The sequence below is a fragment of the Microbacterium sp. SCPM-O-B-15248 (M128) genome, from assembly GCF_058214835.1.
In genome coordinates this window covers 358,550-370,883 of the sequence record NZ_JBYQLI010000003.1, presented here as the reverse complement: position 1 = coordinate 370,883, position 12,334 = coordinate 358,550, and the positions used below count along the sequence as shown (strand labels likewise).

Annotated in this window: 9 protein-coding genes; 3 read left to right on the top strand and 6 right to left on the bottom strand. The window is 68.6% G+C overall.

Annotation, left to right across the window (positions count from 1 at the left end; translation table 11 throughout):
* Positions 1 to 36: 36 nt before the first annotated feature.
* The gene (locus tag AC3E6M_RS07085; protein WP_138172855.1) at positions 37 to 390 is read left to right on the top strand and encodes a DUF2200 domain-containing protein; all 354 of its coding nucleotides are present in this window, start codon (positions 37 to 39) and stop codon (positions 388 to 390) included.
* 9 nt (positions 391 to 399) lie between these two features.
* On the opposite strand, the gene typA is transcribed toward AC3E6M_RS07085, so the two are convergent.
* Positions 400 to 2,313, bottom strand: a complete 1,914-nt coding sequence (typA, locus tag AC3E6M_RS07080) for a translational GTPase TypA (RefSeq protein ID WP_138172856.1) — start codon at positions 2,311 to 2,313, stop codon at positions 400 to 402.
* Positions 2,314 to 2,448: 135 nt separating this feature from the next.
* On the bottom strand, positions 2,449 to 4,203 hold the full coding sequence (locus AC3E6M_RS07075; protein WP_138172857.1) for an ABC transporter ATP-binding protein: 1,755 nt from the start codon (positions 4,201 to 4,203) through the stop codon (positions 2,449 to 2,451).
* A gap of 62 nt (positions 4,204 to 4,265) precedes the next feature.
* Here AC3E6M_RS07075 and AC3E6M_RS07070 point away from each other — a divergent pair, with 62 nt between their 5' ends.
* Positions 4,266 to 4,868, top strand: a complete 603-nt coding sequence (locus AC3E6M_RS07070; protein WP_138172858.1) for a PH domain-containing protein — start codon at positions 4,266 to 4,268, stop codon at positions 4,866 to 4,868.
* Between the two features lie 20 nt (positions 4,869 to 4,888).
* Here AC3E6M_RS07070 and AC3E6M_RS07065 read toward each other — a convergent pair whose 3' ends face one another.
* The 3 genes from AC3E6M_RS07065 to AC3E6M_RS07055 all read right to left on the bottom strand — a co-directional run bounded on the left by AC3E6M_RS07065 (position 4,889) and on the right by AC3E6M_RS07055 (position 9,461).
* Positions 4,889 to 5,938: an ABC transporter permease gene (locus tag AC3E6M_RS07065; protein ID WP_138172859.1), complete on the bottom strand. Its 1,050-nt coding sequence runs from the start codon at positions 5,936 to 5,938 to the stop codon at positions 4,889 to 4,891.
* Positions 5,939 to 5,969: 31 nt separating this feature from the next.
* Positions 5,970 to 7,514, bottom strand: a complete 1,545-nt coding sequence (locus tag AC3E6M_RS07060) for an ABC transporter permease (RefSeq protein WP_138172860.1) — start codon at positions 7,512 to 7,514, stop codon at positions 5,970 to 5,972.
* Positions 7,515 to 7,667: 153 nt separating this feature from the next.
* Positions 7,668 to 9,461, bottom strand: coding sequence for an ABC transporter family substrate-binding protein (locus AC3E6M_RS07055; protein ID WP_138172861.1), 1,794 nt, complete (start codon positions 9,459 to 9,461; stop codon positions 7,668 to 7,670).
* 162 nt (positions 9,462 to 9,623) lie between these two features.
* On the opposite strand from AC3E6M_RS07055, the gene AC3E6M_RS07050 reads away from it, so the two are divergent.
* Entirely contained in the window at positions 9,624 to 10,460 is an 837-nt protein-coding gene (locus AC3E6M_RS07050) for a CPBP family intramembrane glutamic endopeptidase (RefSeq protein WP_252370889.1), read from the top strand.
* A gap of 19 nt (positions 10,461 to 10,479) precedes the next feature.
* Here AC3E6M_RS07050 and AC3E6M_RS07045 read toward each other — a convergent pair whose 3' ends face one another.
* Positions 10,480 to 12,219, bottom strand: a complete 1,740-nt coding sequence (locus AC3E6M_RS07045) for an ABC transporter substrate-binding protein (RefSeq protein ID WP_138172863.1) — start codon at positions 12,217 to 12,219, stop codon at positions 10,480 to 10,482.
* Positions 12,220 to 12,334: the final 115 nt, after the last annotated feature.

The following is a 12,334-nucleotide window of genomic DNA, read 5'->3' as shown; positions in this document are numbered from 1 at the left end:
CTCGCCGGCGCGGGTCGATGAGACTATCGTTCCCGCATGAGCCGCATCTTCGACACCGCGTTCTCGGCGATCCACCCCCTGTACGTCGCCAAGGTCGAGCGCAAGGGACGCACCCGCGAGGAGCTCGACACCGCGCTGCGGTGGCTCACCGGCTTCGACGACGCCGAGCTGGAGCACCACATCGCCGCCGACACGAGTCTGCGGGACTTCTTCGACGCCGCGCGCCTGAACCCCCTGTCGGTGAACGTCACCGGGGTCGTGTGCGGCGTGCGTGTCGAACAGATCGAGGATCCGCTGATGTACCGCATCCGGCTGATGGACAAGCTCGTGGACGAGCTCGCGAAAGGACGACCCCTCGCGAAGGTGCTTCGCGAGGGGTCGTCGGTCTGACGCGAACGCTCAGGCGTTGGCATCCTGGCGCTTGAGGCGCGAGGCGGCGCGACCGCGCTCGGTCGCGTCGAGCACGACCTTGCGGATGCGCACCTTCTCGGGCGTGACCTCTACGCATTCGTCGTCGCGGGCGAACTCGAGCGACTCTTCCAGCGTCAGCACGCGGGGCGGCGTCATCGACTCGAAGGAGTCCGAGGTCGACGAACGCATGTTCGTGAGCTTCTTCTCCTTGGTGATGTTGACGTCCATGTCGTCGGCGCGCGAGTTCTCGCCGATGACCATGCCCTCGTAGACCTCTTCGGTCGGCTGCACGAAGAAGCTCATGCGCTCCTGCAGGGCGATCATCGCGAACGGCGTCACGACGCCCATGCGGTCGGCGACGATCGAGCCGTTCTGACGCGTCGTGATCGACCCGGCCCAGTCGTCGTAGCCGTGCGAGATCGCGTTGGCGATACCGGTGCCGCGGGTGATGGTGAGGAACTCGCTGCGGAAACCGATGAGACCGCGCGAGGGCACGACGAACTCCATGCGCACCCAGCCGGTGCCGTGGTTCGTCATGTTGTCCATACGGCCCTTGCGGGCGGCCATGAGCTGCGTGATCGCGCCGAGGTGCTCTTCGGGAGCATCGACCGTGAGGTGCTCGAAGGGCTCCTTGAGCTTGCCGTCGTCGCCGCGCTTGGTGACGACCTGGGGCTTGCCCACGGTGAGCTCGAAGCCTTCGCGGCGCATGTTCTCGACGAGGATCGCGAGAGCCAGCTCGCCACGGCCCTGCACCTCCCACGCGTCGGGGCGTCCGATGTCGACGACCTTGAGCGAGACGTTGCCGATGAGCTCGCGGTCGAGGCGGTCCTTGACCATGCGCGCGGTGAGCTTGTGCCCCTTGACCTTGCCCATGAGGGGCGAGGTGTTGGTGCCGATCGTCATCGAGATGGCGGGGTCGTCGACCGTGATGGCCTTGAGCGGACGCACGTCCTCGGGGTCGGCGATGGTCTCGCCGATCGTGATGTCGGGGAAGCCGGCGATGGCGACGATGTCACCGGGGCCCGCGTCTTCGGCGGGGTAGCGCTCCAGCGCGCGTGTCTTCAGCAGCTCGGTGATGCGGGCGTTGCTGGTGGTGCCGTCGGCACGCACCCAGGCGACCGTCTGGCCCTTCTTCAGCGTGCCGTTGAACACGCGCAGGAGCGCGAGGCGGCCCAGGAAGGGGCTGGAGTCGAGGTTGGTGACCCACGCCTGCAGCGGAGCCTCGTCGTCGTAGGACGGAGCGGGCACGTGCTCGAGGATCGCGCCGAACAGCGGCTCGAGGTCGTCGTTGTCGGGCAGGGCGCCGTTGTCGGGGCGGTTGAGCGACGCGGCACCCGCGCGGCCCGACGCGTAGACGACGGGAACGTCGAGCAGCGCGTCGACGTCGAGGTCGGGCACGTCGTCCACCAGGTCGGACGCGAGTCCCAGCAGCAGGTCATGCGCCTCTCCTTCGACCTCGGCGATACGCGCGTCCGGGCGGTCGGTCTTGTTGACCAGCAGGATCACGGGGAGCTTGGCCTCGAGCGCCTTGCGCAGGACGAATCGCGTCTGGGGCAGCGGACCCTCGGACGCGTCGACGAGGAGCACGACGCCGTCGACCATCGACAGTCCGCGCTCGACCTCGCCACCGAAGTCGGCGTGACCGGGGGTGTCGATCACGTTGATCGTCACCGGCACCTCGGTGTGCACACCGTTGTAGGTGATCGCCGTGTTCTTGGCGAGGATCGTGATGCCCTTCTCACGCTCCAGGTCGTTCGAGTCCATCGCACGCTCTTCGACGTGCGCGTGGTCACCGAACGAGCCGGTCTGGCGCAGCATGGCGTCGACGAGGGTCGTCTTGCCGTGGTCGACGTGCGCGACGATCGCGACGTTACGGAGGTCAGGACGAAGGGCGTGCGCCATGGAGGGTCTCCAGGAAAATTCGGGGTGGCGCCCGGAATCGGGCACATCTAGTCTACCGGGCGTCTGCAACACTCCCGGCAGGGAGCGAAAAGGGGCGGCATCCCCACAGGAACGCCGCCCCCGATCACACGCGATTCAGGAGGCCGGCGTGTTCTTCAACAGCTCGTGCCGCAGTTCGCGGCGGGCGGCCTGCACCTCGACGTCGGGAACCGGGATCGCGGCGATCAGACGCTGCGTGTAGGGCTCCTTCGGCGACCGCAGGATCTCGTCGCGCGTGCCCTGCTCGGCGATCTTGCCGCGGTTGAGCACGACAATGCGGTGGGCCATGGCATCCACCACGGCGAGGTCGTGGCTGATGAACAAGCACGCGAAGCGGTGCTCCTGCTGCAGCTCGCTCAGCAGCTCCAGGACGCGCGCCTGCACCGACACGTCCAGGGCGCTCGTCGGCTCGTCGGCGACGAGCAGACGCGGCTGCAGCGAGAGCGCGCGGGCGATGCCGACGCGCTGCTTCTGTCCGCCCGAGAGCTCGTGCGGGTACCGGTTGCGGTAGCTGCGCGGGAGGCGCACCTCGTCGAGCAGCTTCTCGACACGAGCGTCGAGAGCGGCACCCTTGGCCTCACCGGCGAGGAACAGAGGCTCCCCGATGGACTCGCCGATCGGCAGACGCGGGTTCAACGACGACGACGGGTCCTGGAACACGATGCCCACGCGACGACGCAGCGACTTGATGAGCTTGCGCGAGCCGCTCGAGATGTCCACCCCGTCGACGACGAGGCGCCCGTCGGCGATGGGCTGCAGGCCGATCGCCGCGCGACCGATCGTGGACTTGCCGGAACCCGACTCCCCCACGAGACCGACGATCTCGCCCTCGGCGATCCCAAGAGTGACGTCGTCGACGGCACGGAACGCCGCCACGCGCCCCTTCTTGCCGTACTCGATCGAGACGTGGTCGAGCTCGAGCACCGGGTGGGCGATCTCGGGTGCCGCGGCGGCCAAGCGGATCGTCTCCGTGCGCGCAGGGCCTTCGGCCACGGCGGCTGCGAGCGACTCGACGACATCGACCGTCGACTCGCCCTCCAAGGTCTCACCGAGACGCGGGACGGAGGCCAGCAGTTCCTTGGTGTAGGGGTCCTGCGGGTCGCCGAGCACCTGAGCGGCCGGTCCCTGCTCGACGACCTCGCCGGACTTCATCACGACGATCCAGTCGGCGAGGTCGGCCACGACGCCCATGTCGTGCGTGATCAGCAGGACCGCGGAGTCCAGGCGATCGCGCAGGTCGCGGATGAGGTCGAGGATCTCGGCCTGGACCGTGACGTCCAGGGCCGTGGTCGGCTCGTCCGCGATGAGGAGTGCCGGCTCCAGGCTGATCGACTGCGCGATCATCGCGCGCTGACGCTGACCGCCCGACAGCTGGTGCGGGTAGGACGCGAACGCCTTGGCGGGGTCCGGGAGACCCACCATGTCCAGCAGCTCCATCGCGCGGACCTTCGCCTCGGACGGCGCCATGGTCGTGTGCGCACGGAGCGCCTCGATGATCTGCGAACCGACCGTGAGCACGGGGTTCAGGGCCGTCATCGGCTCCTGGAAGATCGCGGCGACCTCGGGCCCGCGCAGCTGCCGCATCTGGCTGCTGCTGAGCGTCGTCACCTCGCGCCCGTTCACCTTGATGCTCCCGCGCACGCGGCTGTTGCGCGGAAGCAGATCGAGCACGGCCATCGAGCTGACGCTCTTGCCCGAGCCCGACTCGCCCACGACCGCGACGACCTGGCCGCGCGCGATCGAGTACGTGAGGTTCTTGGCCGCGGGGACCCAGACGTCGTCCACCGCGAAGTCGACGCTGACGTCGGTCATCTCGAGCGCGGGGATGCCCGCCTTCTCGGTCGTGCTCATGAGGCTGTCCTCTCCGTCCCGCGGGGCGGGAGTGAGTGATCGGGGAATGAAAGAATCAGGGGATGCCACGCCAGACGTTCCGTTCGACGTTCACCCGCATCCTGTGCGGCATCCTGTGGGCGATCATCGCCGCGGTGGCGATCGGCCTGCTGGCCGTCCCCGCAGTGGACGTCGCGCCCGCCCTGGTGATCGTCGGCGCTCTCGGCGCTGCGGCCCTGGTGACCGGCATCCTGTGGTCGCCCTCGATCTCCGTCGACGACGACGGCGTGGAGGTCGACAACATCGCGCTGACCTACCGCGTGCCGTGGGCGGCGCTCATCCACGTCGACACGCGCTACGCGCTGCAGCTGCACACGCCCGGCCGGCGCATCGGCGTGACCGCCGCACCCGCGCCGGGAGCCACGGGCTCCCTGCGCGCCGCGCGCGCCCACCGCCGCAGCGAAGCCGCGACGGCTCCCGGTACGCGTCCGGGCGAACTGCCGAACACCGACTCCGGCCGCGCGGCCGCCCTCGTCCGCGATCGCTGGCAGACCCTCCGCGACGCCGGCCGCGTGGAGGCCGGCATCGCCGATTCGGTACCCGTGCGGGTGAGCGCCCGCATCGACAACCTGCTGCTGCTGGTCGCGGGTGCGGCCGGCGTGCTGGGGGCGATCGTCCTGGGCTGACATCGCGAGGATGCCGGTCGTCATGACGACGGCGTCTCCGGGTGCACGCGTCCCTGGACGCTCGCGGGCGCGGTGGTGGACGGCGCCGCCTGCTCCTTCGTCCGACGCAGCGAGAACCGCTTCTGACGCGGGTCGAACGCGTCGCGCAGGCCGTCACCGACGAAGTTCACGAGCACCGCGAGGAGCACGATGAACACCGCGGGCCACCAGAACAGCCACGGGCGGGTCTGGAAAGCCGACTGGTTGTCGGAGATGATCAGGCCCAGCGAGACGTCCGGCGGACGCACACCGAGCTGCAGGTAGCTCAGGGCCGTCTCGAGGAGGATCGCCGAGGCCGCCAGCAGCGTCGCCGCCACGATCACCACGCCGATGGCGTTGGGCAGGATGTGCTTGAAGATGATGCGGGCATCGCTGGCGCCGGCCACGCGCGCCGCCTCGACGAACTCGCGTTCACGCAGCGACAGGAACTCGGCGCGCACCAGGCGGGCGATTGTGGTCCACGACACCATCGCGAGGAAGAACGCCAGGGGGATGACACCGAGACCGCCGGTGGCTCGACCGACGACCGCACCGATCACGATGATCGGGATGACGATGAACACGTCGGTGATGCGCATGAGCACCGAGTCCACCCACCCGCGGTAGTAGCCGGCGAGGGCACCGATGACGGTTCCGACGGCCGTTCCCACGACGCTGATGACGAGCATCACGAGGATGGAGTTCTGGATGCCGCGCATCGTCATCGCGAAGTAGTCGATACCGATGCGGTCCTGGCCGAACGGGTGGTCGCCCACCGAGAACGGGAACAGCGACAGCGTGGGAGCCCCGCCGTCGTTCTGGGGGTTCAGCGAGCTGTAGTCGTACTTCCACCACCCCGGGATCGGGCCGAGCCCGATCGCCGAGATCGAGAAGATCGCGAGGAGGACGAACAGGATGCCGGAGACGACGGCGACCTTGTTCGAGAGGAAGCGACGCAGGATGAGCCGTCCCTGGCTGACGCCGACGGTCTGCCGTTCGTCGGACGGCGGCGGCGCGTCGACGTTCGCGGGCTCGGGGAGCATCTGGGTCATCGGAGGACCTCCGGGATTCGGACGGCGGCGATCATGCGACCACTCGCACGCGGGGGTCGAGCGTGGCGTAGGCGAGATCGGCCAGGAAGTTGAAGACGATCGCGGTGATGGCGATGACGAGGAAGTAGCCCATGACGGGGTTCACGTCGACGCGTTGGATCGAGGTGACGAACAACGCCCCCATGCCCGAGATCGCGAAGACCTTCTCCGTGATGACCGCACCACCCAGGAGCGCGCCGACGTCGGTGGCGACGAGCGTCACGATCGGGATCAGCATGTTCCGCAGGCCGTGCCGCAGGATGACGGTGCGCTCGGGAAGGCCCTTGGCCCGCGCCGTGCGGATGTAGTCCTGGTTCATCACCTCGAGCATTCCGGCACGGGCGTACCGCGTGTAGCCGGCGAACGAGATGAGCAGCAGCGAGATCGTCGGCAGCAGCAGGTGCGTGAACGTGTCGATGCCGGTGATCCACATGTCCCCGGTGAACCCCGGGGTGCTCGCGCCGACGGTCGCGATGGGGCGGCCGTTGATGCGGGGGTTGTTGACGTACTGCGGCCACGACTGCATGTAGCGGTCGAGCACGACGAGAGCGCCGGACAGGAACGCCACGAGCGCGCCGATCCGGGCGGCCATGCCGCGATCGGGGGCGCCGAGGACGTAGCCCGAGACGAGGCCCACCGCGACGGCGACGACGCCGAGGATGATGACGGTGGCGAGCGTGGAGATGTCGAACAGCCCCTGCAGCGCGAAGTAGCAGACGTAGGCGATGGCGCCGTTGAGCGCCGCCACGATGAGCGCGCGGCGGTTGCGGAGGCCGGCGATCAGCGCCGTGACGATGACGACGACGCCGGCGATGAGCAAGAGCAGACCGACGGGACCGAAACCGGGGTTGCGGAACCAGTCCGTGACGTTGAAGTACACCAGGAGCGCGACCGTGGCGAGACCTGCGGTCGCGGCAACGATGATGCGGCGACGGGCGTCGCCCCCGATCATCGCCTGCCAGATCACCGCGCTGATCACCGTGAGCAGGGCGATCACCCATATCGGGATGGACGTGGCCGATTCGAGGAAGCTGTTGAACCCCAGGGCCATGAACTCCTTCAGCAGCACGGCGACGAGGAACGACGGCAGCGAGAAGAGGAAGAAGCTGAGGAGGGTGATACCGAAGTCGAATCCGCTGTACTGACGCAGGGCGGAGACGACGCCGACGACGATGCCGAGGACGATGGCCAGCACGAACGACGCCGTCACGAGCTGGAGGGTCGACCAGATGGCGGTCGGGAGGATGTCGAGGACCGGGGCGTTCGAGATCGTGAGACCCAGATTGCACGTCCCGGCGAACGGGATGAGGCAGCCGGCTGCACCGCCGAGCCACAGGAAGTACCGCAGAGGCGGGGGGACGTTCAGGTCGAGCGCCGCGACGCGTGCGGCGATCAACTGGTCACGGTTGGCGGCCGAGCTGTCGCGCAGGTCCTGCAGCGGGTCGCCGGAGTTGGCGGCCAGCACGTACATGATGAACGACGCTGCGAGCAGGACCAGGATCGAGACGGCGATGCGCCTGAGGATGAATCCGACCATCGCGGGAGGACTTCTTTCGATCGGGTGACGGACGCCTGTGGGCGCCCAGGAAAGGATAGTCGCGCGTGCACCGGGGTGGGGCGCACCGCGCGCAGACGAAGTGAGGCGCCGGAGCCGAGCGACTCCGGCGCCTCACGAGGGATCAACGGGTCATCAACCCGCCAGCGTCCACTCCTGCGCGTTCCACACGATGCCCGTCTGGCCGCCGAAGTAGTCGACGCCCTGGACGGAACCGTTGTCGGCGAACAGGCCCGGCGACTGGAACAGCGGCAGACCGTAGAAGTCCTTCGCCGTCGCGGTGTCGATCTGCACCTTGATGTCGGCGAGCTTCGCGGCATCGACCGTCACCTGGCTCTCGTCGACGAGGGTGTCGACGGCCGGGTTGCTGTAGTTGTTGTAGTTTCCGCCGCCGCCGCTCTTGAAGATCTGCGGGAGAGCAGCGTTACCGGCACCCGGCGACACCCATCCGAAGATGGACACGTCGTAGCTGCCGCTGCCCAGGAGCGAGCTCCAGTCGGGCGAACCGGCATCCACGATGTTGAAGCCCGCCTGCTGCGCCGACTGCTGGATGGCGCGGAAGCTGTCGACACGGTTGGGGTTGTTGGTGTTGTAGAGGATGCGGACCGTCGGGGTCGCACCGTTCAGCAGAGCCTTCGCGCCCTCGACGTCGGGCTCGGTGAACGCGTCGTATCCGCTCGCGGAGACGGCGGTGTTGTACTGGTCACCGTCGGTGGGCAGGAAGATCTGCGAGTTGAGCACCTCGGCGTCGGGGTTGACCGGCTTGACGATCGAGTCGAGGATCTGCTGACGCGGGATCGTCTTGAGGAAGGCCTCGCGGACGTTGGCGTCGGCGAACACGCCGCCGAAGCTCAGGTCGACGTGGTCGTACGCCAGCTGGCTACCCGCGTGGACGGTCGCGTTGGCGTTCTCGAGCGCCGTCAGCGTGTCGGCGGAGGGCTGCGGCTGGATGGCCTGGACCTCACCGTTCTGGAGGGCCGTGACCTGTGCGTTGGCGTCACCGATGAAGCGGATGATCAGCTGGTCGTACGAGGGCGACATGGAGCCCTTGTAGTTGGGGTTCTTCCCCAGCGTGATGCTCTGCTCGGGCGTGAAGGCGGTCACGATGAACGGACCGCTCGCGACGAGAAGGCTCTCATCGGTCGGCATGGCCGTCACGTCGTAGCCGGTGTTCCAGAAGTCCGCGGCGGCCTTGAGGGTCGCGTTGGGGGCGACGGGAGCCGCGGGGTCACCCTTGGGGGTGTCCTTGAGGAGCTGGACGAAGTCGGCCTCGGAGACGCCGGCCTTCTCGGCGAGCACGTGAGCGGGCTTGCCGATCGGGTTGACGAGCTCGTAGTCCACGAAGGGCTTCGAGTAGACGAGGGTCATCGACATGTTGTCGTCGCTGATCTCGGGGAAGGCGGTGGTGTCCAGGCCCGCGGTGCTGCCCGCGAGGCTGAAGTACTGGGTGCCGCCGTTGGTGACCTCGCCGCTGGACGGGTCGAGGACGGCGTCGTTGTAGTACCCCGAGTTGATGGCCCAGTTCACGAGCATGTCATCGGCGTTGATGGGCTCGCCGTCCGACCAGGTGAGGCCCTCGTTGATGGTGTACTTCACCGTCAGCGGGTCGTCCGAGACCTTCTCGTAGGTGCCGAAGTCGGTGTTGTTCAGGACGCTGAAGTCCTTGTCGAGGCGCTGGAAGCCACCGAGGCCGAGGCCGCCGCTGACACCGGTGAGGTAGCCCACCATGCCGTTGGTGTCCAGGTTCGCCTCGGGGGTGTCGCCGTTGAACGACGTGAAGGCGTTCGTCGTGGCGATCGTGATGGTGCCACCGGTGCTCGACCCGCTGTCGGGTGCGGCAGTGGTGGTGCAGCCGGCGAGTGCGAGGGCCGCGATAGCGACACCTGCTCCCGCCGTCAGGGCGCGTGCGCGCCGAGTCTTTTCAGACACTTTGCCTCCTGTGCAAGGTTTGACGGGCACCCCGCACTGTCGGGACAGCGGGGGGCCGTGGATACCGAAACCCTAGGTAAACGCCTTGCGTTGGTCAAAACTCCTGGGAAAACCGTTACATACCTTTAATTCGAACGCGGTTGCATGTGGCAATCTGACAACATGCCGCGCAGTGAGGCCTTCTCCGGTCCCGGAATCGAACAAGACGCCTTCCGGCGTCGCCGTCTCCCCTGGGAAATCGTGCTGGTGCTGTTGATCAGCGTCGGCCAGTCCGCCATCTACTCTGTCGTCGCGTTCGTGCGGGCCGCCACCCGGGCTCCGATCTCGCAGCAGCAGACGCAGCTGAATCCCTCGCGCAGCGCCGAACCCTTCTGGGATGCGCTGTACCAGTTCCTCGACATCTTCTTCTCGCTGGCTCTCGTCGGCCTGGTCGTGTATCTGCTCTGGGAGCCCGCCGACAACGCGCTGCGACGCATCGGACTGGACTTCCGCCGCTTCGGCTCGGACGTGGCCCGCGGAGTGGCCCTCGTCGTCCTCATCGGCGTCCCGGGGATCGGGGTGTACGCCGTCGGGCGACTCCTGGGGCAGAGCATCGCGGTGGTGCCCGCGCCCCTCGATTCGTCGTGGTGGGTCATCGCCCTCCTCGTCCTCGCCGCGCTGCGAGCCGGGCTCACCGAGGAGGTCGTCTTCCTCGGGTACCTGTTCGATCGCCTGCGGCGCCTCGGGTGGTCGTGGACGTGGATCATCGTGTCCACGGCGCTGCTGCGCGGGAGCTACCACCTCTACCAGGGGTGGCCGTCCGCGCTCGGGAACGTCGTGATGGGGCTCGTCTTCGGCTGGTGCTACAAGCGGTGGGGACGCGTGATGCCCCTCGTCGTCGCACATACGCTGATCGACATCGTCGCCTTCGTCGGCTACCCGCTCGCGGCGGCCTGGTGGCCCGGGATCTTCGCGCCCACCACACCGACGCCGACGCCGACCGCCTCCCCGACGGCCTGAGGCCTCGGGAAGCGGCGCGTCAGGGAGCGGGAGGGGACCACGTCCAGAACGACGGCGGCATCCCGTTGGGCTCGGACGTGTACGGCACTCCCCCGACGCCCTTGGCGACAGCCACGGCGCCGGTGCGCTCGAGCAACGGCACCCCGGTGAACTCCGCGAAGAGGGCGCGATCGATCTCCTTCGCGTGGGCGAGCACGTCGACCGGATCGGTGTCGCGCGTCAGCTCGGCGAACTCGTCCTCGGCCACGGGGGTCGAGACTCCCTCGGCCAGACGGTCGCGCGCCGACCGGTAGAGGCTCTCGTCCTCTCCGACCCAGGCCAGGGTGGCATCCGGTGTCTCCGTCGCCGCCGCCGCGCGCACGGCGATGCCCGCCTCTGCGCCCATCGCGATCATCCGAGCGAAGACGGCGGACGAGATCTCGTCGGTGGGGTCGTGAGCGACACGGAGCACGGCGGGGCGGTCGTCCAGCGCCGATCGCGCGGCACCGGGGTCGCTGCCTGTGCCCGGCGCTCCGTTGCCCGAGACGAGGTCGCTGTAAGTCTGGCCCATGCCCGGGGACGACAGGAACGATTGCAGCGGGCGTGCGTCGGGCCGCTGCTCCGAGAGGATGTCCTTGACCAGCGCGTCGCGGTCGAGCGACAGGCTCACCGCCTCGCGCAGCGCCGTCGACGCGGTCTCGGCGAAGCGGAGCTGCAGCGTCTGCGTGGTCGGCCCCGTCGTGACGGTCACACCGGCGTCGGCGAGGGTCTCGAGGTCGGCGGCATCCGGATCGCCGATGTTGGCGACGTCGACCTCACCGGCCGCGAGCGCGGCGACCTGAGCCGCACGATCGGGGAAGAACCGGATCGTCAGCCCCTCGAGGCCCGGATAGTGCCCGCCCTGGTAATCGTCGCGGCGGACGAGTGTGACCGCGGATGCCGCGGCCTCGGTGACCTTCCACGGTCCGGACGCGACCGCCGCTGCCGGATCGAGCGTTCCGTCGGCGGCCGCGGCGAAACCGGTGTTCCACGCGGCCGCCGCGGCGGCCAGCACCGGGTTCGGGGTGGCGGGTGCGGAGGGGTCGCCCTCGGGCGTCGTCAGGATCGCCGTCATGAGGTCTTTGACGGTCACTCCGGCCTTCGCGGCGACGACATGGATCGGACGGTCGAGCAGCCACTGCCGGTTCCAGTCCGCGAACGGCTCCGCGTAGGTCAGTGTCAGGGTGTCGTCGGCGCGATCGATCGTGGGCCGCGCCGTGCGGGCGTTGGGATCCGGGAGGGTCGCGGTTTCGAAGTAGCGCGTGCCCGACACCAGCGCACCGGTCTCGTCGTAGGTCGCGTCGTCGAAGTAGTGCGACGAGACCGCCCAGCCGAACACGAGGTCGTCGAGGGTGATCGGGGTGCCATCCGACCACGTCCGATCGGTGAAGAGCTCGTAGCTGACGGTCAGGGGGTCGCCCTCGACGCGCGTGATCCGGCCCAGGCCGCCGTTGGGAACGACTTGGAGGTTGCCGTCCAGCGACCCCAGACGCTCGTCGATGAGCGCGGAGACAGCGCGGTTCGCCGGGGTGTCGCCGTTCGCGCTGGCGGCGTTGAAGCTCGTCGGTGTCCCGACGACTCCGACGGTCAGGCTCGTGCGAGCGACCGGCTCTTCGGCCGGGGCCGGCTCCGGCGCCGAACAGCCGGCGAGGGCCACGACCGCGGCCGCGGTCAGAGCGGCCAGCCGCACGAAGCGGCGACGCGGCGTCGACGAGGTCTGCTGATACTGCCCGAGATGCACAGGGGCACCCTACCCAATGCCCCCTGTGGGTTGCCCTGAGGGAAGCCCGGGCGGGTGGGCGGGTGGCGGGCGGGCGGCACCCCCGCCGGAATCCGCGAAACAGCAACTGCCTGAC

What these genes read in the sequence shown, in the direction of transcription:
- AC3E6M_RS07050 (WP_252370889.1), top strand. Translation starts at nt 9,624, where the DNA reads ATGCCGCGCAGTGAGGCCTTCTCCGGTCCCGGAATCGAACAAGACGCC.
- AC3E6M_RS07070 (WP_138172858.1), top strand. Translation starts at nt 4,266, where the DNA reads ATGCCACGCCAGACGTTCCGTTCGACGTTCACCCGCATCCTGTGCGGC.
- AC3E6M_RS07085 (WP_138172855.1), top strand. Translation starts at nt 37, where the DNA reads ATGAGCCGCATCTTCGACACCGCGTTCTCGGCGATCCACCCCCTGTAC.
- AC3E6M_RS07065 (WP_138172859.1), bottom strand. Translation starts at nt 5,938, where the DNA reads ATGACCCAGATGCTCCCCGAGCCCGCGAACGTCGACGCGCCGCCGCCG.
- typA (WP_138172856.1), bottom strand. Translation starts at nt 2,313, where the DNA reads ATGGCGCACGCCCTTCGTCCTGACCTCCGTAACGTCGCGATCGTCGCG.
- AC3E6M_RS07060 (WP_138172860.1), bottom strand. Translation starts at nt 7,514, where the DNA reads ATGGTCGGATTCATCCTCAGGCGCATCGCCGTCTCGATCCTGGTCCTG.
- AC3E6M_RS07075 (WP_138172857.1), bottom strand. Translation starts at nt 4,203, where the DNA reads ATGAGCACGACCGAGAAGGCGGGCATCCCCGCGCTCGAGATGACCGAC.